The sequence below is a fragment of the Nocardia spongicola genome, assembly GCF_047200775.1.
Classification (GTDB): domain Bacteria; phylum Actinomycetota; class Actinomycetes; order Mycobacteriales; family Mycobacteriaceae; genus Nocardia.
Map to the genome: position 1 here is coordinate 202,653 of NZ_JBJZOO010000006.1, position 23,570 is coordinate 226,222.

At 65.8% G+C, this 23,570-nt stretch carries 20 protein-coding genes; 8 read left to right on the forward strand and 12 right to left on the reverse strand.

Annotated elements, in window-relative coordinates:
* Positions 1–13: 13 nt before the first annotated feature.
* From ACL02S_RS14810 to ACL02S_RS14825, 4 genes are read right to left on the reverse strand one after another with little or no spacing between them, the layout of a single operon-like run.
* Positions 14–4,615, reverse strand: coding sequence for a non-ribosomal peptide synthetase (locus tag ACL02S_RS14810; RefSeq protein ID WP_412802984.1), 4,602 nt, complete (start codon positions 4,613–4,615; stop codon positions 14–16).
* 11 nt (positions 4,616–4,626) lie between these two features.
* Positions 4,627–7,761, reverse strand: coding sequence for a nocobactin polyketide synthase NbtC (gene nbtC, locus ACL02S_RS14815; protein WP_412802985.1), 3,135 nt, complete (start codon positions 7,759–7,761; stop codon positions 4,627–4,629).
* Positions 7,754–9,100: a beta-ketoacyl [acyl carrier protein] synthase domain-containing protein gene (locus ACL02S_RS14820; RefSeq protein WP_412802986.1), complete on the reverse strand. Its 1,347-nt coding sequence runs from the start codon at positions 9,098–9,100 to the stop codon at positions 7,754–7,756. The genes nbtC and ACL02S_RS14820 overlap by 8 nt, the downstream gene beginning before the upstream one ends.
* Positions 9,101–9,126: 26 nt before the next feature.
* Positions 9,127–9,882 (reverse strand): thioesterase II family protein, encoded by a 756-nt coding sequence (locus ACL02S_RS14825; protein WP_412802987.1) that lies wholly within the window; start codon positions 9,880–9,882, stop codon positions 9,127–9,129.
* Positions 9,883–10,048: 166 nt separating this feature from the next.
* Between ACL02S_RS14825 and ACL02S_RS14830 the strand changes: the two genes are divergently transcribed.
* On the forward strand, positions 10,049–10,714 hold the full coding sequence (locus ACL02S_RS14830) for a GNAT family N-acetyltransferase (protein WP_412802988.1): 666 nt from the start codon (positions 10,049–10,051) through the stop codon (positions 10,712–10,714).
* Positions 10,715–10,809: 95 nt separating this feature from the next.
* On the opposite strand, the gene ACL02S_RS14835 is transcribed toward ACL02S_RS14830, so the two are convergent.
* A complete protein-coding gene (locus tag ACL02S_RS14835) occupies positions 10,810–12,096 on the reverse strand; it encodes a SidA/IucD/PvdA family monooxygenase (RefSeq protein ID WP_412802989.1) in 1,287 nt (428 codons plus the stop codon).
* A gap of 173 nt (positions 12,097–12,269) precedes the next feature.
* On the opposite strand from ACL02S_RS14835, the gene ACL02S_RS14840 reads away from it, so the two are divergent.
* The 3 genes from ACL02S_RS14840 (at position 12,270) to ACL02S_RS14850 (ending at position 14,654) form a co-directional block, all read left to right on the forward strand.
* Positions 12,270–12,737: an MTB12 C-terminal domain-containing protein gene (locus ACL02S_RS14840; RefSeq protein WP_412802990.1), complete on the forward strand. Its 468-nt coding sequence runs from the start codon at positions 12,270–12,272 to the stop codon at positions 12,735–12,737.
* Between the two features lie 111 nt (positions 12,738–12,848).
* Positions 12,849–13,556, forward strand: a complete 708-nt coding sequence (locus ACL02S_RS14845) for a siderophore-interacting protein (RefSeq protein WP_412802991.1) — start codon at positions 12,849–12,851, stop codon at positions 13,554–13,556.
* 168 nt (positions 13,557–13,724) lie between these two features.
* Entirely contained in the window at positions 13,725–14,654 is a 930-nt protein-coding gene (locus ACL02S_RS14850; RefSeq protein ID WP_412802992.1) for an RluA family pseudouridine synthase, read from the forward strand.
* Positions 14,655–14,688: 34 nt separating this feature from the next.
* Here the strand turns inward: ACL02S_RS14850 and ACL02S_RS14855 are convergent, their stop codons facing one another.
* Positions 14,689–15,540 carry an SDR family oxidoreductase gene (locus ACL02S_RS14855; RefSeq protein ID WP_412802993.1) on the reverse strand — a complete coding sequence of 284 codons (852 nt, stop codon included), beginning with the start codon at positions 15,538–15,540 and terminating at the stop codon, positions 14,689–14,691.
* Between the two features lie 81 nt (positions 15,541–15,621).
* Between ACL02S_RS14855 and ACL02S_RS14860 the strand changes: the two genes are divergently transcribed.
* The gene (locus tag ACL02S_RS14860) at positions 15,622–16,047 is read left to right on the forward strand and encodes a MarR family winged helix-turn-helix transcriptional regulator (protein ID WP_412802994.1); all 426 of its coding nucleotides are present in this window, start codon (positions 15,622–15,624) and stop codon (positions 16,045–16,047) included.
* A gap of 235 nt (positions 16,048–16,282) precedes the next feature.
* On the opposite strand, the gene ACL02S_RS14865 is transcribed toward ACL02S_RS14860, so the two are convergent.
* Entirely contained in the window at positions 16,283–17,140 is an 858-nt protein-coding gene (locus ACL02S_RS14865) for an SDR family oxidoreductase (RefSeq protein ID WP_412802995.1), read from the reverse strand.
* A 450-nt stretch (positions 17,141–17,590) separates the two neighbouring features.
* Between ACL02S_RS14865 and ACL02S_RS14870 the strand changes: the two genes are divergently transcribed.
* Positions 17,591–18,334, forward strand: coding sequence for a CPBP family intramembrane glutamic endopeptidase (locus tag ACL02S_RS14870; RefSeq protein WP_412802996.1), 744 nt, complete (start codon positions 17,591–17,593; stop codon positions 18,332–18,334).
* A 99-nt stretch (positions 18,335–18,433) separates the two neighbouring features.
* On the opposite strand, the gene ACL02S_RS14875 is transcribed toward ACL02S_RS14870, so the two are convergent.
* Both ACL02S_RS14875 and ACL02S_RS14880 read right to left on the reverse strand, forming a co-directional pair.
* The gene (locus ACL02S_RS14875; RefSeq protein WP_412802997.1) at positions 18,434–18,811 is read right to left on the reverse strand and encodes a 4-oxalocrotonate tautomerase; all 378 of its coding nucleotides are present in this window, start codon (positions 18,809–18,811) and stop codon (positions 18,434–18,436) included.
* Between the two features lies 1 nt (position 18,812).
* Positions 18,813–19,277: a hypothetical protein gene (locus ACL02S_RS14880; RefSeq protein WP_412802998.1), complete on the reverse strand. Its 465-nt coding sequence runs from the start codon at positions 19,275–19,277 to the stop codon at positions 18,813–18,815.
* A gap of 136 nt (positions 19,278–19,413) precedes the next feature.
* Between ACL02S_RS14880 and ACL02S_RS14885 the strand changes: the two genes are divergently transcribed.
* Both ACL02S_RS14885 and ACL02S_RS14890 read left to right on the forward strand, forming a co-directional pair.
* Positions 19,414–20,058: a TetR/AcrR family transcriptional regulator gene (locus ACL02S_RS14885; RefSeq protein ID WP_412802999.1), complete on the forward strand. Its 645-nt coding sequence runs from the start codon at positions 19,414–19,416 to the stop codon at positions 20,056–20,058.
* Positions 20,059–20,277: 219 nt separating this feature from the next.
* Positions 20,278–22,236 carry a hypothetical protein gene (locus tag ACL02S_RS14890; protein ID WP_412803000.1) on the forward strand — a complete coding sequence of 653 codons (1,959 nt, stop codon included), beginning with the start codon at positions 20,278–20,280 and terminating at the stop codon, positions 22,234–22,236.
* Between the two features lie 406 nt (positions 22,237–22,642).
* Here the strand turns inward: ACL02S_RS14890 and rpsQ are convergent, their stop codons facing one another.
* From rpsQ to rplP, 3 genes are read right to left on the reverse strand one after another with little or no spacing between them, the layout of a single operon-like run.
* Positions 22,643–22,915 carry a 30S ribosomal protein S17 gene (rpsQ, locus tag ACL02S_RS14895; protein WP_412803001.1) on the reverse strand — a complete coding sequence of 91 codons (273 nt, stop codon included), beginning with the start codon at positions 22,913–22,915 and terminating at the stop codon, positions 22,643–22,645.
* Positions 22,912–23,151, reverse strand: a complete 240-nt coding sequence (gene rpmC, locus ACL02S_RS14900; RefSeq protein ID WP_040864843.1) for a 50S ribosomal protein L29 — start codon at positions 23,149–23,151, stop codon at positions 22,912–22,914. The genes rpsQ and rpmC overlap by 4 nt, the downstream gene beginning before the upstream one ends.
* The gene (gene rplP / locus ACL02S_RS14905; RefSeq protein WP_412803002.1) at positions 23,151–23,567 is read right to left on the reverse strand and encodes a 50S ribosomal protein L16; all 417 of its coding nucleotides are present in this window, start codon (positions 23,565–23,567) and stop codon (positions 23,151–23,153) included. Before rplP ends, rpmC begins: the two co-directional genes overlap by 1 nt.
* Between the last annotated feature and the right edge of the window lie 3 nt (positions 23,568–23,570).

The following is a 23,570-nucleotide window of genomic DNA, read 5'->3' on the forward strand; positions in this document are numbered from 1 at the left end:
CTGGGGGTGCGGGCTACACGGCCTGCGCGGGTGGGCCGACGGCGGCGAGGGGAGCGACCGCGCGGGCCAATGCCGCGACAGCGGCATGCCAGATCTCGGTCAGGCGCGCCACCTCGGCGGCGGTGAAAAGGGTGTCGCTCCAGCGCAGCAGGGTGATCAGCTGCGGGCCTTCGGCGGTGCCATGGACCCCCGCGATGATGTCCATGGCGTAGCGGAGCGGGAAATCGGGTTCCGGTGCGGTGGGCAGCTGCGTGAACAGCTCGATATCGGAGACCGGTGACCACGGCTGGTGCGCATGGGTCAGATCGAGGCGGCCGAGATAGTCGAACAGCACCTGCGGTTCGGGTGCCGCGGCGAGTTCCGTGTCCGCGGCGAGATAACGCAGAGCACCGTAATCGGCGCCGTTGTTCGGCACCGCGGCCAATGTCTCGGCGACCGAGGCCAGCAAGGCCATGGCCGCGGTCGAATCCCGCTGTGCCGCGGCGAGGTCGACAGCAGCTGGACCGACACCGAAGCGGAGGGGAAACACCGAGGAGAACCAGCCGACGGTCTGCGCGGTGTCGATATCGGCGCCGAGGGCCGCGTCCTCTCTGCCGTGACCTTCCATGGCGAGATACGCGCCCGCGCCCGCATCGTGTCCGCGTTCGCCACGCCAGGTGGCCAGGGTCATGGTGAGCGCGGCGAGCAAGAACTCCCGTACTCCGATCGCGCCGGTGAGATTGTCGAGTATCGTCGCGGTGACCTCTGGGGTACTCGGCATCGGGTGCACCCGATAGGACGCCAAGGTATCGGTGCTCGGATCGGGCCGCCGCGCGGCCAGTACCGGGTCCGGCCCGGTGGTCTGGCGCAGCCAATAGTCACGTTGGTCCGTCACGTCCGTCGTTTGCGCACGGGCACGAGTTCGGTCGGCCCAGGTGCGATAGGTGGTGTATTCGACCGGCGGCGTGAGTTCTGCGGCCGGTGTGCCGGTCCGCACCTGGTCCCATGCCGCCGCGAGATCGGCGCAGATGATGTGCCAGGAGACCGGGTCGACCGCGAGATGGTGGATATGCAGTAGCAGCAGGTCGGCGGCATCGTAGCGAGCGAACCACACCGCCCGCACCAGATCGCCTGCGAGCGGATCGATCTCCTCGGCCACCGCCAAGGCGTGCGTGCCGAGTGCGGTGGCGAATTCGCCGTCCGCGGTGCCGGTCTCGACCTGGGTCAGGATATCCGCGGCACGGACTGCACCAGGGGCACTGGTGCGGACGTCGTATCCCGATGCGGTCTCGACGAACCGGGCGCGCAGCATGGGGTGGCCGTCCAGCAGCGCCTGCAGCACCGCTTCCAAGTGTGGGCGGTCCACATCCACGGGCAGTTCCAGCAGGGTGGTGAGCGCGAGCCTGCGATAGCCGCCGTACTCGTGCATCCAGGACAGGATCGGAACCTGCCCGACCGAACCCGGCTCCGCCGCGGCGGCCGCTGGATCAGCACCTGTGCCCGCATCGATCATCTCGGCCAGCTCCCTGACCGAGGCGGCGCCGAGCACCGCCCGCGGGTTGGTCGTGATCCCCTTCCGCCGCAATGCGTTGACCAGCGAAATAGCCACGATGCTGTCCAAGCCCAGCTCGACCGGCTCGGCATCGATACCGGGGGCGGTGCCGCCGGTGAGCTCGGCGATCGTCGCGCAGACCGTGCGTTCGGTGTCGGTGCTCGGTTCGCTGGTCTGTGCCGTGCTGTCCAGCACCGCGGTGGCCAGCACGTCGAGCTGCCTGGTGTCGAGTTTGCCGTTACCGGTAACGGGCAGTGCGTCGACCACGAGGAGGCGATGCGGGACCATATACCCGGGTAGCCGATCCGCCAGCGCCGTGCGCAACCGGACCGGGTCGAGCCGGGCGCCGACCGCGAATCCGACCAGCACCGGGCCACTGGGCCTGCGCAGCACGATCACCGCGGCCTCCCGCACCCCTGGCAGTGCGTGCAGTGCCGTCTCGATCTCTCCGATCTCGATGCGGTAGCCGCGAATCTTCACCTGATCATCGGCACGGCCCAAGTAGGCCAGAGCACCGGACGACAGGCGCCGCACCACGTCTCCGGTGCGGTACATCCGCAGCCCGGCGCGGAACGGGTCGGCGACGAAGCGGCTCGCGGTGCCACCTGGCTTATCCACATAGCCCCTTGCCAGCTGAGTGCCCGCCAAGTACAGCTCGCCGATGACCCCATTCGGCACCGGCCGCAGCCGGGAATCGAGCACATATCCGGTCATCCCGGTCGTCGGTGTCCCGATAGCAGGCGTGGCCTCTGGGTCGGCCACCGCCGCGACCACCGCCTCGACAGTGGTTTCGGTCGGCCCGTAGCAGTTGTGCACGGCGGTATCCGGTAAGGCGCACAGCTGCTTCCACAGCGGCACTCCGATGGCCTCACCACCGAGCGCGAGCACGGTGAGCGCAGTGCCGTGCTCATCGACCAGACCGGCGGCAGCCAGCTGGGCGAACATCGAGGGTGTGGTGTCGATCATGTCGATACCGTGCCTGGCGATCCCCGCGACCAGCCGCTGCGCGTCGCGCATTTCCTCGACGTCGAACAGGTGGATCGCCTGGCCGTCGAGCAGACCCACCATCGGCTGCCAGGACGCGTCGAAGCTCAGCGACCAGGCATGTGCGATCCGCAGCGGCCTGCCGAGCCGCGCCACCGCAGGCCGGTACACCCGGTCACGATGGTCGGCGAAATAACTGGCCAGCGCGGCATGAGTACCCATGACACCCTTGGGTTCTCCGGTCGAGCCGGAGGTGAAGATCAGGTATGCGCACTGCTCCGGATGCCGGGCCCGCGCGGCGGGAGGCGCGGCGGAATCGGTGGCGACGGTATCGAAATCCACCACCGGCGGCAGCGCGGCGAGCTCACCGAGCTCGGCGAGTACCGGCGCCGCGGCGGCGTCCGCCACGATCAGACGCGGATCCGCCTGGCGCACGATGGATGCGATGCGCGTGGCGGGCAGGGTGAGGTCGATCGGCACATAGGCGGCGCCAGCGGCCAGCACACCGAGGATCGCAACCACCGAGTGCGCGGACCGTGGCATGGCCAGGGCCACAACGTCTTCCGGTCCGATACCGCGCGCGGCGAGGCCGCCTGCCACCAGCAACGCAGCATCCGACAGCGCACGATAGGTGTAGCGCTCGTGCTCGGTGCTCAGCGCGAGCGCCTCCGGCGTAGCCGCCACCTGGCGAGCGAACAGTTCCGGCACCGTCGCCCCGAGCACATCCGCCGCGGGAGCGGCAGGCGGCTGCGGACGTTCTCCCGGCAGCAGCACGTCGAGGGCGTCCTGGTTCGCATCGCCGATATCCGGCAACTGACGCAGCACACCGAGCAGCCGGTCACCGAGATCGGCAGGCGACAGCTCGCCGAGTACCGCGTCGACGGCTTCGACCACCACGGCCAGCTCACCGTCGAGCAGGAACGACACCACGGCCAGCGGGTAGTGGGTCAGGCTCTCCGACGCGGTCGGGCGGAAGGTGGTGCCGTCGGCGGTGGTTATGGCCTGCAGCACATCGGCGACCGGGGCATTCTCGTAGACGAACAACGTGTCGAACAGCGCGCCCCGCCCAGCGGCACGCTGAATCGCCGACAGGCTCAGATATCCGTTATCGCGCAACACCGCCGAGGTGCGCTGCAACTGGGCGCACGCACTCGCCACACTGCCCGCGACGGCCGGATCGTCCAATCGGATCCGCACCGGGATGGTATTGATGAACAGCCCGATCATGGTCTCCACCCCGGCCAGCTCATCGGGCCTGCCGGAGATGGTGGTGCCGAAGACGATATCGCGACGATCGGTCAGGCGGCCGAGCACGAGTGCCCAGGCGAACTGGACCACCGTGTTCATGGTCAGCCCGTGCGCACGGGCCCAGCGCTGTAGCCGCGCGGTGTCGGTGGCATCGAGCATCCCTTTGCGGATGGTCGGTACCACTGTGTTCACCGCGGCGTCGGCGCGGTCTGCCAGCAGCAGCGGGTCGACATCGGCGAGATAATCGGTCCAGGTGCGCAAGGTCGCGTCGGTATCGCGCGCGGCCAGCCAGCCGATGTAATCGCGGTAGGGCCTTGGTGCGGGCAGCGCGGCGGCCGAACCGCCCGCCTCGTACACCGCGAAAAGCTCACGGAAGAACACACCGAGCGACCAGCCGTCCATCAGGATGTGGTGGGCGGTCACGATCATCCGGCGTGAGTTGTCCGGCAGAGTGATCAGTGCGACGCGCAGTGCGGGGCCACGCGCCAGATCGAATCCGCGCCGCGCCTGCTCGGCCACAATGGCCTCGAATTCCCGCTCGTCGGCGTTTCTTTCGAACCAGGGCAGCTCGACAGAGCTCGGCACGATCTGCACGGGCTTGGGTACATCGCGATCCCAGAACGCGGCCCGCAGGTTGGCGTGCCGCTGCAGAATGGCCTCGATACTGCGGCGCAGCAGGGCGGTGTCGACCGGACCGTTGACCTCGACCACGAACTGCATGGTGTAGAGATCGTCGTCTCCGGCCAGCGTGGCGAGCGAGAACAGCCCCTCCTGTAACGGGCTCAGCGCGAGCACGTCCTCGATCTGCGGGGGCGCCGTCTTACGCTCGGGCGCGTGCGTGGTCTCCGGCATAGCGCGGCTCCTCAGCGTGTGGTCTCGGACATCAGCGATACGACCTCGTCCAGTGAGGCGCCGCCGAGAATGGCGGCGACCGGAAGGTCGCGATTCAGTTCGGCCTTGAGCCGCGTGCGCAGATCCAGCGCCTGCAACGAATCCATCCCAAGGGAGATCAGCGGAACGGAGCCGTCGATGGCCGCGGTGCTGTCGACGAGCATGACGCGGCGCAATTCCCGGCGGACGCTTTCGGCGAAGCCCGCAGCCGAATCGGGCGGAGTGGCCGAAGTGACAGGCGGGGCAGCGGCGGTGGTGACTGCCGTACCCGGCTCGGTGCTGGTCGTCGCGGGCGCTGTGGGCGGTGCGACCGCTGGTGCCGCTGTCTCAGCAGGCTCCGGTTCGCGCAACGTGTCCAGCGCGGGCGCGAAAACAGGTGCCAGCCCGATAGTTTCGGTGATAGCGCGCAGCCGCGACCACTCAGCGGAAAGCACGATGCTGTTGCCGGTGGTATCGGCCAGGCCTGCTGCCACCGCGGCGGCAGCGTCCATCGGCAACAACCCGGCGCCGGAGATCCTGGCCTCGACAGCGGCATCCGCAGCCTCCGGTAGTGCCCACAGCCCCCATTGCACCGAGGTGCAGCCGTGCCCATCGGCACGCAACTGCCAGGCCATGGCATCCAGCATCCGATTGGTGCCCGCGTACAGGGCCTGCCCCCAGCCGCCGAGAGTAGCGGCGAAGGAGGAGCACAGCACTACGGTGGCCGTGGGAGTCATCGACAGTGCGCGCGATACCGCGCCGAACCCGAGCACTTTGGCCGCCGCGGCCTGTGCGGCGGCCGTGGTATCGGCCTGCTCCGCGGTCGAATACACATACTCGACCGCGGCGTGCACCAGCAGGCCGACCGGACGGTCCGCATAGCGGGCTGCTAGGCCCTCGATGGCGGCGGGATCACTGATATCGCAGGCCAGCACGGTGATCTCGGTATCGCCGAGCGCGCGGATACCGCGCAACCGCTCGGTGAGCGCCGCGCTCTCGCCACTGCGATTCACCAGGGTGACGCGCGCCGCGCCTGCCCGGACGACCTCGGCGCAGAATTCCAGACCGACATGCCCGGTGCCGCCGAGAATCAGGACCTCGCTCAGATCCGGCGGCGCGGCCGTTGCCGCTGGCTCGGCCACGGCCAACCGCTTGGCGTGCAAGGTACCCGCACGCAACGCGAGTTCCGGTTCGCCTGCCAGATGCAGCGCCTCCAGGATCCGGTCGGCGGGCAGCTTCGGCTCCAGTTCCCGATAGTCCGCGGGCAGATCCATCCGCCGGAAGGTCACTCCGATGTGTTCGAGGGCGATACAGCGGAAAGCCGCGCCTGCCGCTGCTCCCGCGAGCGCGGGAACGTCGCTGTCCAGCACGGTCTCCGCGCCGACGGTGACCAACCAGCATTCGGTGACCCGAGGGCCGAGCGCGGGCAACCAGTCCGCGGCGGTGACGAAATCGGTGAACTCGGCGACCGCGGCGGCTTCGTCCTCGGCGTCGCTCGGTGGCAGCAACACCACCACCGTATCGGCCTGTGCGTCGGGTGAACCATCGAACATCGACACCGTCGCGCCATGTCGCCCGGCACGCTCCCGCAACGCCGCGGTCAGCTCGGCGCACCGGTCGTCACGATCGACGAGTGAGACGGTGCGCGGCGGCACCAGCGTGCGCCGGGACAGCCTGGCCCAGGTCTCCACCAGGCGGGCAGGCGCCGCCTCGGCCGGTTCGGCCAGGTCCTCGGCGGACCGGTAGGCAGCCCACAGCCGGGTGGGGTTCATCTGGGTGTGCGGGAAGTTCCGCAGTGGCAAGCGCGTCGGCGAATCCGGGACGCGCAGACTGTCCCAGGAGTAGTTCAGGTCACGTACCGCGACAGTGGCCAGATTCCTGGTGAAGTCTTCCAGCCCCACCGCGGTACGCCGCGAGGTACCCAGCACCTGGAAATCGCGCGCAGCACCCGTGCGCTCCGGTACCGAGGCCAGATTCTCCTGTAATGCGAGCTGCAGGGTGGGATGCTCCGCGATCTCGATGAAGGTGTCGACCTGCGCTGCGGCAGCGCGAACGGCTCGATCGAAGCGAACCCGGTTACGCAGATTCCAATACCAGTAATGCCGGTGGGTGATATCGGGAGTGATCGGCCCGCCGAGTGTGCCGCCGTAGCACGTGATCTCGGTGGGGGCGAAGGTCGGAGAGCTCATCTCGTCGCCGAGCACCGATTCCATTTCCTCGCGGATACCGATCAGATAGGACGTGTGCGCCGGATAGGCGACCTTGATCTCCTTGGCGAATACGCCGCGTCCGGTAGCGGTAGCCACCATATCGGCGACCGTCTCCCGCTCTCCGGAGATGGCCAGGATATGCGGGGCGTTCACCACCGAGAGCTCGGCCCAGCCGGAATGCCGGGCCAGTAACTCTTCGCATTCCTCACGATCCATACCGAGCACGGCCATCGCGTACTCGCCCCGAGGCACCACATCGTCGACTATCCGGGACCGGTGGGTCACCGCGAGCACGGCATCGCGCCGGGGCATCACCCCTGATACCGCGCACGCCGCCAATTCGCCTTGGCTGTGCCCGACGGTCACGACCGGATCGACGCCGTAGTCCTGCCACATGGCGGCCAAGCCGACCATATGGAACATCAACGCGGGCTGGATCTCCCAGACCCGGTCCTCGTACTCGCCCTCGGTACCGAGCAGATAATGCAGCGGCGCGCGGTGCCCGTAGCGCTGCTGGTGGATCTCGACGCAGGCGTCGACCTCGGCGCGATATGCCGGGGACGCCGCGTAGTACAGCGCGCCCATACCTGGACGTTGGCTGCCCTGGCCGGGAAAGACGAATCCGGCACGCCTCGGTGTGGCGGCATCGGCCGTACCGACCACCGCGGGATGCGCTGTGCCCGCGACAATCGCCTGTAACGCGTCGAGCAGTTCGGTACGCCCCTCGGCCATCACCAAGGCCCGGTGTCTGCGCGCGACCCTGGTGCGAAAGAGCATATCGGCCACCGCGTCCGGCAACACTCGTTGATGGCGCTGTAGATAGGCGAGGACGGCGGCGGCTTCGGCGCGCACCCCGTTGGTGGTCTCGGAGGACAGCAGCACCGGCACGGTGCCGTCCGGTAGACGGTAATCAGGCATCGGTGTTCTCATCCTCCAGAACCGGCATAGCCAGGATGGCGTGTGCGTTGGTACCCGCGACGCCGAACGAGGAGACGGCGGCGTAGCGGATACCGTCGTATGGCTCCCACGGCTCCAGTTCGGTGGCCAACCGCAAGCCGGTCGACTCCCAATCCACCGCGGGGGAAGGATCATCCGCGTGCAGGCTCGGCGCGATCTGCCCATTGGCACCGCACAGCAGCACCTTGATCAGGCCGAGCATGCCTGCGGCCGCCTGCGCGTGCCCCACATTGGTCTTCACCGAACCCAGCCGCGGCCGGTGCTCGAGGTCGGGACCGTAGGTAGCGCACAGTGCGTTCAGTTCCAGCGGATCACCCACCGGGGTGCCGGTGCCGTGTCCCTCGATCAGCCCGACCAGTGCGGGATCGAGCTCCGCGGCATCGATCGTCTTGCGCACCAGCGTTTCCTGTGCCCACGCATCGGGCACCGCGATGGGCGCGCCCTTGCCGTTGTGGTTGATCCTGGAGGCGAGCAGGCGAGCATAGATCCGGTGACCGTGCGCCCTGGCGCGCGATTCGCGTTCCAGGACCACCACCCCCGCGCCCTCACCCCATAGCGTGCCGGTGGTGCGCGCCGAATAGGCACGCAAATGACCGTCGGCGGCCAGTGCGTGATTCTTGGCGAACTCGTAGAACGCGGCGGGCGAGCCCATAACGCACACCCCGCCTGCCAGCGCCCAGTCACATTCACCGGAACGGATCGCGGCCGCGGCCTGATGGAGGGCGGTCAGCGACGACGCACAGGCCGTGTCCACCGCGACCGATGGCCCCACCAGACCGAGACCGTGCGAGATCCGTCCGGCGACCGCGCCGAGCGCGGTGCCGACCGCGCGATAGCCACTGTGCTCGGTGACCGCACCCGCGCGCGGCCCGTATTCGCTGAACGACACACCCATGAAACAGCCCGCCTCGGCGCCGTCCAGCGCACCCGGATTCATCCCGGCGTGTTCCAGTGCCCGCCAGGCCACTCGCATCGCGACCCGCTGTTGCGGGTCCATCGCGATCGCCTCGCGTGGCGTGATGCCGAAGAATTGGGGATCGAATTCTGTTGCTCCGGAAAGGAATCCACCCGAATCCGGGACCGGTCCCCAGCCTTCGGTGCGTTCGAGCGCGAACAACTCCCGCAATGGCCATTCGCGATCGCGCGGGAAAGGTCCGATCAATTCCCTGGATTCGGCCAGAGCCGACCAGAAATCATCCAGATTGTCGACGCCACCCGGCGCTTCGACCGCCATACCTGCGATGACAATGTGGTCCGTGTAATCCGTACCGTCCCCGTCCCCCGACCTTGTTCGTGCCATGCCCTACCTCACCTGCGAATCGCGAACTATCTCGCGGAGAAAACCTCGGACACCAGCAATTCGGTAATCCCGTCCACCTGGTTGTTCAGATAGAAATGCCCGCCGTCGAAAAGCGTGACGGTGCTGCCCTGTTCGCTGTGTTGCGCCCAGTCCTGCAAGTGCCTGGCCGTGACATGTTCATCGTCGGAGCCGCCGAGCACGTGCATCCTGGCCCGCACCCGCACCTCCGGTGCGCAGACATAACGGTCGAACGCCGCGTAATCGGCCTTGAGCGCGGGCAGGGTCATCCGCATGATCTCCCGGTTGGCCAGTACATCAGCGCCGGTCCCGTTGAGCGCGGCGAGGTGGTCGAGCAGTTCCTCGTCCTCGGTGGGATGCCGCGGCATATCCACGACATGACAGGGCGCGACCGCGCCGGAGACACCGAGCAGACCCACCTCGATGCCGACGGCTTCGGCTTGGCGGACGAACTCGAACGCGGTCATCGCGCCCATGCTGTGCCCGAAAACGGTGATGGGAGTGCCGCGGTGGCGCCCCGATTCCAGGAAAGCGTCGAGTGCGCCCGCGGCCAGCTCCGGAATCGTGGTCGCCGCCGGTTCCATTGCCCGGTCCTGACGCCCGGGGTATTGAATGACGGCGACATCGAAGTTCGCGCTGAGGGCCTTGGAGAAATTCCGATATGCGGAAGCGCCACTACCCGCATGCGGGAATATCAGCAATAGTGGACTCGAGTCCGAGGTCGGCTGGTGGAATTGACGAATCCACCCAAGGTTTTTCGGCATCAAGGCTCCTGCGTCACGGTATCGCTTGCGATGGCCGCTCGGCGCCACCATTCGCGACGACCCGGGCCATGCCATGTAGCGACGTTAGCATAGCCTTACCAACCTAAGCCTAGGGTAGCCTTAATAACCCTGGGGTCAATGGCCGAAGGAACGGAGCCGCAGCACGATGAATCACACCGGGACGCCGCACATCCTCGAACGCGAACTGACCGATATCCCCGAGGACGTCCGCAGCGCACCGGCACCGGTCGTACCCGAGATCGGCGAGCCGTTCCGGATGCGGCTCGCCGATCCGGACGGCACCGACCCGGAAACCCTCGCCACCTGGATGGCATTACCGCACCTCGTCGAGACATGGGAACAGCCATGGCCCGCCGAACGCAGGCGACGCCACCTGGCCGCGCAACTGGCCGGAACATATTCGCGGCCATACCTGCTCAGCTACGACTTCACCGCGATCGACCGGGCGGATCTCGGCCGCCGCGAAGTGGCCTACGTCGAGCTGTACCGCGCGGCCAAAGACGAATGCGGCAAGCTCTACGAGGCCGATCCGCTGGACCTCGGCTTCCATATCGCGACAGCAGACCTGAACCTGATCGGCCACGGCATCATGTCGGCATGGATGCGCGAGCTGGCCGCCGCGCTGTTCACCGCCGATCCCGGCTGCAAGCGGCTCATCTGCGATCCCGATCACCGCAATACTCCGATGCGCAAAGCCCTGCGTAAGAACGGCTGGATCGATCTGGGCGAGGTCGATGTACGGCCGGATCGCCGGATCGCGCTGCACGTCCTGCCGCGTACACAGTCGGACCTGCCCACACTCCGGCGCTGAGCCCCTCTGGGGCATCCCTTCGGAAACGAGCCGGTACCGCACCTTCGGTACACCCCCGGCGCCGAGCCGCTGACCAACGGCCCGGCGCCGAGCCTTCAGCGGACAGCCTCTTCGCCATCCCGCAACACGCCGGGGCGGGTCTTCACCGGCTCGCTACGCAACACACGATCCGAGAGTTCGCCAAGGCAGCTGAGGTTCGGGAAACCCGGCCCCTGCGCGAGCGCGGCGAGATTCGGCAGATACAGCTTCGCGTCCAAACCCGATACGGCCAGGTCGTAGCCGATGGCCGATTCGATACTGCTCTGGGTCAGCTGGCCACCGACCGCGAGTTCCAGTAGGTCGGCGGCGTTCGCGTCGAACAGGTCGAGAAACCACAGCGGCTGCCCGCCGGTCGCGTCGATCACCAGATCGACGATATGCACCTGATCCGGCCGCAGCTCATTGCGCAATGTCAGTGCCACACCATCGCTCTGATCGGCGACCCGGACCACCCGGCCCTGCAGATGATGCACCCGATTGTCCTCGATCAGGCTCTCCTGCACCCGCACCGAGAACACACCACGGTCGGTGCGGCGGATAACCTCTCTGCGCTCCTCGATGCTCAGCGAGCCCCATTTGATCGGATCACTGAACAGCGAATTCTCGAAATAGCTTTCCCCACGGGTGAAGATCGTCGCCATCGGCGAGATCACCGAGATGGACAACATGCCGTGGCGCACCAGTTCGTCCAATGCCGATCCCGCGGTCTCACCGCCGCCGATAACGGCCACCCTGGAGGAGACCGGCAGTTTGCGCTTGCCTGCCAGATCCCAGAACTCCGAGACACTCAGTACTTTCGGATGCTTCGCCAGCGCCTTCCCGCTGCGGCCAGGACCGGTGATCATCAGCGCGTCGGCATCGATCTCGGTCGGGATGCCATCGGCGTCCACCGCCGTTACCAGCCAGCCGTCGGCAGCCGCGGCAACCGATCGCACTGTCCCGATGACGAGTTCGAGGTCGATACGCGCCGCTACCCACTGCAGATATTTCGCCCACACATGATGCTGCGGACTCGGGCGACCGCGATCGACCCACTCGGCATAGGTGCCCTGATCGACCAGGAACGATGTCCAGCTGTAGGCGATCATGGCCTCGTTGATCGCCCGATTGTGCCCACGGGCCCAGGTGGAGTGGTATGGGAAGCCGATATCCTTCTCCGGGCCGGTGCCGAGCCGATGCCTGCCATCGGTCCAGCCACCACTCGGCAACCAATTGGCGCCGACCGCCTGCTCTTCCACCACGACGACCCGTGGCGCCGGTAACCCCAGTTCGCGCAGTACGTGTGCCTTCGCCGCGACGGCTATCGCCTTCGGGCCCGCGCCGATCACCACAAGTGTTTCCACTGGCTCTCCCACTTCTCCCGCGTGCGCGGCTGTGCCTACGCCCACATCTCTCGCAGCTCGGCACATAGTCACCGAGCAGACTTTATGTTTGCATAGGCTTACCTTACAGTGAACGATCGTGTCACTCTCCGCAATCGAGAGACACATCGGAACGCGAACGATGGGAAGAACTGATGATCAGCACGCGAAAGAAACTGGGTGCCCTGGCCTTTGCCGCGGCCGCCCTTGTCGGCACCTTCGGTAGCGTGACCACCACCACGCTCGCCGGAGCGACTCCGCTCATCACCCAGGTGCGCGCCGAGGCCCCGAGCGTGGGCGAACTGAACACCAAGATGGGCATCCTCTTCAATACCGGCGCATCGCGCGCCGCGCGCGCCGCCGAACTGGAAACCGGCGCGGCAGGCCTGCCGGTATTCGATACCGCCGCCACCCTGATCTCTCTCGCGCCCGCGAGCTGGCGCTGGTACGTCAGCGGCCCGGTAACCGTGAGCGGCAATACCGCCTCGGCCACCCTGGTCACCGCCACCGACGGCTACGACCCGTGGACCTTCCCGCTGACCTGGAAGCAGATCGACGGCACCTGGAAGCTGAGCCGCGAATCCGTCTGCACCATCGGCAACTTCGTCGGCCAGGGCTGCTGACCCGTTCCACCGCGCCGACTTCGGCCTCCACCACCGCGAGGCCGAAGTCGGCCGAAGACATTCACCGCACCACACGAGACATTCAACTTTACTTAGGCTAACCTCACTCCTATGGGAAGAGGATTCGACGGGGTCATCGTGAAAGTGTGGGGCGGCCAGGACTACCGCCTCACCGTCCGGTCGACCGAACACATCACCGACAACTACATCCGGATCGGCTTCGACGCGAACGGATTACTCGCGGACCATCCGGTGCACCCCACCCAATGGATCCGCCTGTGGATTCCGGATGCCGCGACCGACAAGCTGCACCACCGCGGCTACACACTGGTCGATCCCGACCCGACCGGCGACACATTCTCGATCGAATTCGCCCTGCACGAGGGGCCTGCGAGCCGCTGGGCGCAGAGCGCGCGAATCGGGGATGTGCTGGAGGCATCAGTCCTCGGATCCAATTTCGCACTACCGGAAACCGCACCGAGCGAATACCTGATCTTCGGCGACACCGCCTCACTCCCGGCGATCAACTCACTACTGGAGGCCATCGGCGACACCCCGGCCCGAGTCTGGCTGGAATGGCAGTACGAATCCGATCAGACCCTGCCGGTCCGCAATAAACCACACCACCAGATCACCTGGCTGCAGCGCATCGACGACGGACACCTCTTACGCGAACAGTCTCAGAACATCGACTGCCCCGCCGATGCCTACGCCTGGGTGGCCTGCGACGGCCACACCACCCGCTCGATCGTCAAGACACTCAAGCACACCCACAACCTGCCGAAGACCGCCATCAAGTCACAGGCTTACTGGAAATAGCGAACCTGCGATCAGTCGACGACCACAGCGACAGCGCTACGATCGCCACACGGTTCGACCGACACCGCGCGGTGGTCGCGCGGTGTCGGTCGCTCACCATCCCGGATCGGCTGCGCGGTTTCTGACCGGCGATAACGGCAACTCCACTGCCGACTACAGTCGACCGCGATGAGAAGACGGCAACAACCGCCGTTGCCGAAACGGCACGGCTTGGACCCGGCCCGGCTGCGGCTACCGGAGCAGGGCGATTGGGCGACCATCCGTGACCACCTGATAGAGCGGCTACCCCGGGTACCGAGCGCACGCATCGACGAACTACTGCGCACGGGCGGCATCGTCGATCTACACGGGCCGATCGGCCTCGACGCACCCTATGTCCCCGGCGGCGCGGTCTGGTTCCATCGCGATCTACCCGAAGAGACAGTGGTGCCGTTCGATATCCCCATCGTGCACCGCGACGACGATCTCCTGGTCGTGGACAAACCACACTTCCTGGCCACCATCCCGCGCGGCAAACACATTCTGCAGACCGCGCTGGTGCGCCTGCGCCAGGAACTCGACCTGCCCGACCTGATCCCGGCACACCGGCTGGACCGCGGCACAGCTGGCCTGGTCCTGTTCGTGATCAATCCGGCCCGGCGAGGCGCCTATCAGACCATGTTCCACAAGCGCACCGTGCGCAAAGAGTACGAAGCGATCGCCCGATTCGATCCCGACCTTCCCCTGCCCCGCATCGTGCGCAGCCGGATCATCAAGGAAAAGCATGTGCTCGCCGCCCAGGAGGTTCCGGGCGAACCCAATGCGGAAACCCGGATCGAACTACTCGAGCACCGCGACGGACTCGGCCGCTATCGACTACACCCACATACCGGCCGCACCCATCAGCTACGACTGCATATGAACAGCCTCGGCATCCCGATCCTCGGTGACGATTTCTATCCCACACTCACCGACAAACCCGTCGACGACTTCCGCAGACCACTACAGCTACTGGCCGCCTCGCTGGAGTTCACCGACCCGGTCACCAGGGAGCCCCGCCGATTCGATACCACCCGCACACTGCAGGCGTGGACAGATCCACAGGGGTGGGCACGCTGATCCGGTATACCGGATCAGCGTGCGATGCCGGAGACTACGGCAGATACGAGGCGGTCACAGCCTGCACTTTCGAGCCGTCCACATCAGCGAGCTTGATCCCGACAACAGTCCTGGCCGCATCGGAGGTCTGTACCCGCAGCGGCAGATCCGCGGAATCGAGTGCGTCGACGATGGCCCGGGCGGCGGATTCCGAGGTCTGCGCGGCAGCGAAGACATTGTCTACGCGCTCGAGGTAGGCGGTCAGCGCGGGGGCGTAGATACCTGTCGTGTCCACATCCAGGGCCTCGGCGCCTGCGTTGTTGATGAATTCGCTGGCAACGGCAGCCGGTTCGATCACGCTCACGGTAACCCCGGCCCCCTTCGCCACCGGGGCCAGCGACTCCATGAATCCCTCGACAGCGAACTTGGCTGCGCAATAGGCCTCGTTGAATGGCTGTGCGACCACACCGCCCACACTGGTGACGCTCAGCACCCGCCCCTTCGTAGCGCGCAGATGCGGCAGCGCGGCCTTGGTCACCTCGATGACTCCGAAGAAGTTCACCTCCATGACGGCGCGGATATCGGCGATGTCCTCCAGTTCGAGAGTGCCGACATGACCTGCGCCCGCATTGTTGATCACGGCATCGAGGCGGCCGTAGTCGGCGATCACACCGGACACACACTGCCGCACGGCAGCCTGATCGGTGACGTCAAGCGGGCGGATATCGATGCGATCGGCCACACCGGCCTTATCAGCGAGCTCGATAAGCACCGTCGAGCGGGCGGTCTGCCGCATCGTGGCAACGACCTGCCAGCCGGACTCGGCCGCGAGTACCGCCGTATGCAGTCCCATACCGCTCGAGGTGCCTGTAATCAGGACGGTTTTCCGGTCGGTAGCCGCGCTCATACGATTCTTCCCTCTCAAATAATTATTATTGATAATGATGATGTTACATCATCATATGTCGGCATAGCTAAAGTGGAACGCATGTCGAACGAGCGAGAGCGGCGCGATCAGGCAACCGAGATCATCGGACTGTTCGCGGCGATCAACCGCCGCTACGCCCAGGAGGCGGAAGCCGCGGCGAGCGCACACGGGCTCACGCTCATGCAGGCCAAGGCACTGCTCGCAGCGCAAGAGCCGATCGTGACCCGGCGCATCGCCGACCAATTGCACGCCGAGCCGTCGAATATCACCGCGATCATCGACAAACTGCAGGAACGCGGTTTGGTCGAACGCCGCCTGGATCCCGACGACCGGCGGGTTCGCCTGATCGCGGCAACCGAGGAAGGCAAGCGCGTCGGCGCGGATCTGCGCGCGCGCATGCCATTCGCAGGCCAACCGCTGCGACGACTGGACGACAACCAGCGCGCACAGCTGCGCGATCTGCTCGCGGCCATGCTGGCGGAGTGAACGACAGACAAGACGAGCAAATACCCAGGAACCACCCCCGTCCCGGACGTCGCGGACGCAGAGCGATCCACCTGAAACCACCGGTAACGAACAACTCAAGCAACAGGCCGCCGATAGCCATCGAGATCGCGGATCGGCGGCGCGAACCGACCGGACTCACCGACGGCAATGGACAGATCTACCCGGTTGAACCCTGTGCCCGACCAGTGCCGCGACGCAGCGGCCGGAACAGGGATTACCGCGGATAAGCTTCGGCCAGACCCTGCACCTTCGATCCATCGAGGTCACTCAGCTTGATCGCCACCATCTTCCTGGCGGCATCGGAAGTCTGCACCCGGAACGGGAGATCGACAGCGTCGAGCGCGTCGACGACCGCCTGCGCGGCGGACTCGGAGGTCTGCGCACCCGAATCGACATAGGCATTCCTGGCGTACTCGAGATACGCAGACAGCCCCGGAGCATAAGGACCGGCACTGTCCACAGTCAGCTTCTCGGAATCGACATTGTCGACGAATTGGCTGGTGACAGCCGCCGGCTCGAGCACGCTCACCGTGACACCGAGACTCTTCACCGCCGGAGCAAGCGACTCCATGAACCCCTCCACGGCGAACTTCGCGGCACAGTAGGCCTCGTTGTAGGGATGCCCGACCACACCGCCGACGCTGGTGACAGTCAGCACCCGGCCGCGTGCGGCGCGTACATGCGGTAACGCAGCCCGGGTTACTTCGAGTACGCCGAAGAAATTCACCTCCATGACAGCGCGGATATCGGCGATAGTCTCCATCTCCAGAGTGCCGAGATGACCGGCACCCGCATTGTTGATCACGGCGTCGAGACGACCATGGTCGGCGAGCACACCGGACAAACAAGCTTGAACCGAAGCCGGATCGGTGACATCCAATGGCCTGATATCAATGCGATCGGCTACACCGTTTTGGTTCGCGAGTTCATCCAGCGCTGTCGAGCGGGCGGTCTGCCGCATCGTGGCGACGACCTGCCAGCCCGACTCGGCCGCGAGCACCGCGGCGTGCAGGCCGATACCACTCGAGGTGCCTGTGATCAGGACGGTCTTCCGGTCGGTAATCGCGCTCATCGGATTCTCCTCCATCTAATAGTTATACTCAATAATGATGCTTAGTAATAATCATGCATCGATATAACTGAAACCGCGCACATGTCGAACGAGTGAGAGCGGCGCGACCCGATAACCGAGAGCCTGCCACTGCGGTGGCTGAACAACACACAACGCACAGTCGCGCGATCCGGCCTCAGCCATGCTGGGCAAGTGAATGACGAACCGAACAAAGCCACCGGTCAGAATCCACGGCACCACCCCACCCCGCACAGCACGGGCGCGGAGCGATCTACACGCAGTGGCCGGTAACGATCACGAATAGCACCAGCGTACGCCCGAGATAGCCACAAGATCGCTGGTTCGACGGCACGCCCCACGGAACTCGCCGACCGCGAAAGCGCAGCACCCGCCCAGCCAGCGGAATCAGGTATATAGCCAGACCCGACCCCGATACGTAGACTGGCCTAGATGCCCGAGTACGATCGAACAGCAACACTCCAGCCACGTCATCGAGTGCACGCCTATATCGATGTCGCCGTGGTGATCGTTGTCTTGGCAGGCACGAATCTCATCGCGCACTTCACCACGGCCTGGGCGAGCATTGTGGCGGTGCCGGTCGCGGCAGGCGTGCTTCTCACCCTCATGCGCAGGCGGGGCCTCGGTTGGTCGGAACTGGGCTTGGCGCCCCGGCACTGGCGGCGCGGCTTGCGCTATGCGCTCGGTGCGGTGGCACTGGTCCTCACAGTCGTCGCCATCAGTGCGATACTGCCCGTCACCCGCCCCTTCTTTCTGGCCGATCACTACGCCACCATCTCCGGCGCATTGATCGCCTCGATGATCGTCATCCCGCTGCAGACCGCGATACCCGAGGAACTTGCTTTCCGTGGCGTGCTGCACGGCACGCTCCACCGCGCATACGGCGCACGCGGTGTCTTCGCCGCGGGCTCGATGCTGTTCGGACTCTGGCACATCGCCTCTTCGCTCGGCCTCACTGCCGGCAACCGCGGACTGACCGGATTCCTCGGCGGCGGCGTCACCGGGCAGATCGCCGGGATCCTGCTCGCCGTCACTGCGACAGCCGCGGCGGGCGCGGTATTCACCTGGCTGCGCCACCACACCGGCAGCCTGCTCGCTCCGATCGCCCTGCACTGGTCGGTCAACGGCGCAGGAGCCTTGGCAGCCGCGCTCGTCTGGCATGCCACCGTGACCTGACGGGCGTTCCCGAGAGCGGGCGACGGCGACGACCCCGCGGCACGGCTTCTGTCGATAGGCACACGCCGCAACAGCATGCCTCAGCGGGGGCGAGCCGGCTCAGTGCTGGAGCCAGTCTTGTTCTTCGCCGGGTTCCGGCATGATCCGACCGCCTTCCATGACCCAACTGGCGGGGACTCCCATGAGGGTGACTTCCACGGCAGCCGGTGGCACACCGGCCGCATGCGCGATCCGGGTCCGTAGTTCGCGCTCGAGACGCGCCAGCAAGGCGGCGTCGCGGTTGCCGCCTTCGCGCACGCTGCCGATCATCGACAGTTCGACTCCGGAGCGAAGCGGGTAGCCCTGCGGAAAAACCACATTGACGAAGGCCGGCGGCGCCTCGGTGATTTCACAATGGGTGTCGAGAACGACTTGGGCGACCGCGGTGCGCAGACGGGGTGACAGCTCGCGGCGAGTAGCGATGTTGTAGAGAGGCATATCAGCTCGTTCGGTAGTTGACGGGGAGGGACAGATAGCCATGACGAACCCGTGACCAAGCAAGACGTGCGGCGGTCCGCACCAAGAACAGCGGCCGCGCGATCGGACGGACACGCGCCGCATTGAGGCGTTGATAGCGGACGAAGCTCGAACTGTCGCACACAGCGAGCATCAGCTGATCCGAACGTGTCCCGGTCGCCGTGGACCACGCCTCGCTCATCGCGAGCAAGACCCGCTCACGCCGAGCGGCGTCGAGCCCATCGTCGACCTCGGCCATCAGCCACGACATCGACGACGGCCGCGATTCGGTGAATCCCTGCCCCGCGGGCACTTCCATCCACACCACCAGTGGCCGGTCGGCGGAATCGAGCGCGTGCCGATAAGCCCCGACCAGCGCGTGTTCGATCGCCCGGAACCGCGATCGATCCGTCTGGCCCTGCTGGACCATACACAGTATTCGGCTCATTCCCACTCCTCACCGGCGCCGATCACCAGAACAGATCGCGATGCCATCAGACCATCTTGTTATAAGCGAATTCAATAGTCGGAACTCTAGCTACCCCCGATTACTATTGCAAGTAGTTTCAGTAAGATGATTCGCTGTGACCACGCAACGCCCGCGCCGCCGGATGGTCGTCGACGAACGCTACGACCAACTGCTCTCGGTCGCGACCGAGATCTTCGCCCACCACCCTTACGAACAGGCGCAGATGGAGTTGATCGCCGAACGTGCTTGTGCCTCGACCAGCCTGATCTACCACTACTTCCCCAATAAGCGAGCACTGTTCGCCGCAGTCGTCGACCGGGCGATCGAGGAGCTGGGCCGCATGACCGAACCGCCTGACGACTTGCCGCCACTGGACCGATGCCGCGCCGGCGTCGACGGCTACATCGACTATGTGCTGGCCTATGAGCACGCCTACCGCGCGATGCACCGCGGACGTGACAGCGGCGATGCCAGGGTCACCGCCGCTATCCAACGCAACAACCGCCGACAGATCGAGCGCGTCACCTCGGTCCTGTCTCCAGGGCAACCGGCCCAACCGGCCCTGGAGACAGCCATACGGGGGTGGAACGCTTTCATCATCGCCACCTGCCTGGACTGGCTCGACAACCGGCAACTCACCCGCGTCGAATTGCGCGAACTGATCATGCACGCCTTCATCGGCGCCCTACGCGGCGCCCTGTCGGGAGCCGCGCAGCCCGTAGCCGACAGCGATCTCACCGCGCTGATACCCGGTAGCTGACGACAACCGAGCTGAGCATTCCGGGGATCACGGCGCAGTTCGGCGTTACCTATCGACATCGCGAAGATCCCTGGCGACCCGAGCGGCCGCACCACCATGTCACCACCGACCGTATTGACCACGGGCAGAGGTCGGTTTAGTCTCACACCGATCACACATACGTTCGAGCATTCATGTCTCCACCACCCGACATGGCACCTGCTCCTGGGAAGGCTCGCGATGCCCGATGTGTCGAACAGCAACGCGGTGACCGCGAACACCGAGATCGCGGCGCTGGCACAGCAAGTCGAGACCGCACGCGGCAAACTGCCTTTGCAGCTCGACCCGGCACTGCTGGAAGTCCTGTCCGAACGCGAAATCGCCGCGGAGCGCGAACTCGCGGAATGGATTCGCGCACAACGTCGCGCCCAACGTCGCCGGGAGATCGAAGCGGAACTGGCTGCCGAGAAACGGGACCGTAAGTCGGCGGCAGCGCTGCGACGGCGAGACGAGGCCGATGCCCGCTGGCATCGCCGCGCGGTGGCGGCGCGGCGACGGGTCTCCAGTGCGGACGCACGCCTGGCGCAGCTCTACCGTCGGGCCGAATGGTCCTCGCGTGCCTTGATCGCCGTCGTCGTGCTCGGTATGGCCTGGGCCGGCGTCAATGTGCAGCGTAATCTGGTGCCCAGCGGTGATATGTCCGACCCGCTGTACTGGTTGAGCTACGGCATCGAAGCGATGATCTCGATCCCGATCATCACCATCATGATCGTGGCGACGACCGCCGCGCGCTGGGGTCGGGAGTTGCCGCGCGGCAAGGTGATCTTCTTCGAGGTGGCGCTGCTCGGCACGACCGTCGCGCTCAATACCGGGCCGCATCTGGCTACGGGCCAGTTCGGCCGCGCCGCCGAGTACGCCATCGCTCCGGTGATGGTGGGTGTTGTGATCTGGTTGCACGCCTGGGTTTCCGCGCGCTACGCGATGTTGATCGACAGTGCCCCCATGACTCACCTCGGCTCGGGGAGCAGTCCGATCGAGCCGACACCCACCCCGAAAATGCCTGATAGCAGGTACGATCCCCAGCTAGACGCTGATACTCCGGCGCACAGCACCGGTCGCGGCGTCGAAACCCGCGCCAATGGCCACACACACGACCTTCCTGCCGCTGTGGGCGCTGTTCCGCTCTCTGCCGATGGCCACCCTGGCCTGGCGACTTCCGCCCTCGACGACACCTTCACCCTGCCCAACGGCAAGCACACTGCTGCTCCGATGACCGATGGTCACACCTGGTCGCCCAGTCCGCACGGAAATGCCGCTGCCAGCCCGGGCTCGGACAGCCGGCGCACACCCCCGCCCCCTGACCGTATTCGCGATACCTCTGCCGAAGGCCGAACCATCCCGGCGCCCGAGCGCCCCCCAGCACCACACTCCTCACCCCATACCAAGAGCGAACCGACCGGATCCCCGGACGAGTCCACGCCCACCCCGCGCCAGAGCCCGACCCATGATCCGCACGCCGAATCCGCGACAGGCGAAGGGGCCACCACAGCCACAATGAACAGTGCTGTACCTGCCCACCCGGCACAGCGGGTCCAAGACCCCGAACCGAGCGGACCTCCGCGCGACCGCGCGCAGCACGGATCCAGCACCATCCGGAACGGCTACGCGGAAAACGCCGAACCGCCACCCGTACCGGCCGCGGCAACCGCCGACCTCGATACTCAGGCCGATCCGAACGCTAGTGCGCCGCGCTCGGCGAAACTCGGAAAAGCCCGGCCTGCCGAGCGGAAGGAGCGCTCCACCGACACCGAGAGCACACAACTCGCCCTCGATGAAGCCCTCGAACCACCACATCCACAACTACGCGCCGAGCCGACACCGCTGCGCGATACGGACGCCACCGAATCACCCACCAAGATCGACAACGCCGAATCACGCGCCGAGACCGACGACAGCGATGCCGACGACACCGACGAAGCCGATACCGTCGACGACGAAATCGCCGCGATCGCAAGGGCTATCACCGATCGACGCCTGTCGAATCTGCCGATCGTAGAGGTCAGAGAGATTCTCACCCTGGCCGACCAAGGGCGCACATCCCAGGCCATAGCCAATGAACTCGGAATTCCCCGCGCCGCGGTCACCCGCGTCGTGGACTCGGCGATCAAAGTCCATCGCCCTTACGCTATTACCGGTTGATCCAGTAGTTCACCGGCACCTCAGCGCTTCAGTCACCGCCACCACCGCCCCCGCCACCACCGCAACTGCTCCCGCTGCTGTCGTCACTGAAGCCACCGGTGGAATCACTGCCGCTGTCCCCCGCACTCCAATCACGACGACGCTCTGGCTGTTCGTCGTCCCACTCGAGGAGACTGATCAGGAAGATTGCACAGAGCAGAACCAGCACCGCGCACACTATCAATCCCAGCACCGACCACTTACCCCCTGGCCTCGCGTTCTTTCTGGAGCTGTACCCGAAAAACATTGCGTACTCGACAATTCAGCGTACAGAGCGGCGGAATCCCTGAAAAGATCTGCGGTGATCACGACGAAGGCCCGCTTCCCAACCGGGAAGCGGGCCTTGTGATTTCCGCTGAGAGGGCTCTTACTTGGCCTTCTCCAGGACCTCGACCAACCGCCAGCGCTTGGTGGCCGACAGCGGACGGGTTTCCATCAGCTGAACGCGGTCACCGATACCGGCGATCTCGTTCTCGTCGTGCGCCTTCACCTTGGAGGTGGTGCGAATGATCTTGCCGTAGAGCGGATGCCGGTTACGGTCTTCCAGCTCGACGACGATCGTCTTGTTCATCTTGTCGGAGACAACGTAACCGACACGCACCTTGCGGCTGCCGCGCTGCCCTTCTGCTTTGTCGCTCATGCGGCATCTCCCTTGCCAGCGGGTCCGGTGGCCAGACCGAGCTCACGCTCACGCATGACCGTGTAGATACGCGCGATCTCGTGACGGACAACGCGCAGACGACGGTTGTTGTCCAGCTGCCCCGTCGCCATCTGGAAGCGCAGGTTGAACAGCTCTTCCTTGGAGTCGCGCAGCTTGGCCACCAACTCCTCTTCGGTGAGCTCGCGGAGCTCTGCGGCCGGTGTTCCGGTAGCCATCAGAACTGCTCCTCCCTGGTCACGATCCTGCACTTCATCGGGAGCTTGTGCATCGCGCGGCGCAGGGCCTCACGAGCGGTCTCCTCATTCGGGTAGCTCATCTCGAACATCACCCGGCCGGGCTTGACGTTCGCGACCCACCACTCCGGCGAACCCTTACCCGAACCCATGCGGGTCTCGGCGGGCTTCTTGGTCAACGGGCGATCCGGGTAGATGTTGATCCAGATCTTGCCACCACGGCGGATATGGCGAGTCATCGCGATACGCGCCGACTCGATCTGCCGGTTGGTGACGTAGGCCGGCTCCAGTGCCTGGATGCCGTACTCACCGAACGCCACCGAGGTGCCGCCCTTGGACATGCCGGACCGGCTCGGGTGATGCTGCTTGCGGTGCTTCACCTTACGAGGCATCAGCATGCG

Coding starts and splice junctions, on each gene's coding strand:
- ACL02S_RS14820 (WP_412802986.1), bottom strand. CDS start 9,100: ATGGCACGAACAAGGTCGGGGGACGGGGACGGTACGGATTACACGGAC.
- ACL02S_RS14830 (WP_412802988.1), top strand. CDS start 10,049: ATGAATCACACCGGGACGCCGCACATCCTCGAACGCGAACTGACCGAT.
- ACL02S_RS14840 (WP_412802990.1), top strand. CDS start 12,270: ATGATCAGCACGCGAAAGAAACTGGGTGCCCTGGCCTTTGCCGCGGCC.
- ACL02S_RS14850 (WP_412802992.1), top strand. CDS start 13,725: ATGAGAAGACGGCAACAACCGCCGTTGCCGAAACGGCACGGCTTGGAC.
- ACL02S_RS14845 (WP_412802991.1), top strand. CDS start 12,849: ATGGGAAGAGGATTCGACGGGGTCATCGTGAAAGTGTGGGGCGGCCAG.
- ACL02S_RS14865 (WP_412802995.1), bottom strand. CDS start 17,140: ATGAGCGCGATTACCGACCGGAAGACCGTCCTGATCACAGGCACCTCG.
- ACL02S_RS14880 (WP_412802998.1), bottom strand. CDS start 19,277: ATGAGCCGAATACTGTGTATGGTCCAGCAGGGCCAGACGGATCGATCG.
- ACL02S_RS14870 (WP_412802996.1), top strand. CDS start 17,591: ATGCCCGAGTACGATCGAACAGCAACACTCCAGCCACGTCATCGAGTG.
- rpsQ (WP_412803001.1), bottom strand. CDS start 22,915: ATGAGCGACAAAGCAGAAGGGCAGCGCGGCAGCCGCAAGGTGCGTGTC.
- ACL02S_RS14810 (WP_412802984.1), bottom strand. CDS start 4,615: ATGCCGGAGACCACGCACGCGCCCGAGCGTAAGACGGCGCCCCCGCAG.
- rpmC (WP_040864843.1), bottom strand. CDS start 23,151: ATGGCTACCGGAACACCGGCCGCAGAGCTCCGCGAGCTCACCGAAGAG.
- ACL02S_RS14860 (WP_412802994.1), top strand. CDS start 15,622: ATGTCGAACGAGCGAGAGCGGCGCGATCAGGCAACCGAGATCATCGGA.
- rplP (WP_412803002.1), bottom strand. CDS start 23,567: ATGCTGATGCCTCGTAAGGTGAAGCACCGCAAGCAGCATCACCCGAGC.
- ACL02S_RS14825 (WP_412802987.1), bottom strand. CDS start 9,882: ATGCCGAAAAACCTTGGGTGGATTCGTCAATTCCACCAGCCGACCTCG.
- ACL02S_RS14855 (WP_412802993.1), bottom strand. CDS start 15,540: ATGAGCGCGGCTACCGACCGGAAAACCGTCCTGATTACAGGCACCTCG.
- nbtC (WP_412802985.1), bottom strand. CDS start 7,761: ATGCCTGATTACCGTCTACCGGACGGCACCGTGCCGGTGCTGCTGTCC.
- ACL02S_RS14875 (WP_412802997.1), bottom strand. CDS start 18,811: ATGCCTCTCTACAACATCGCTACTCGCCGCGAGCTGTCACCCCGTCTG.
- ACL02S_RS14890 (WP_412803000.1), top strand. CDS start 20,278: ATGCCCGATGTGTCGAACAGCAACGCGGTGACCGCGAACACCGAGATC.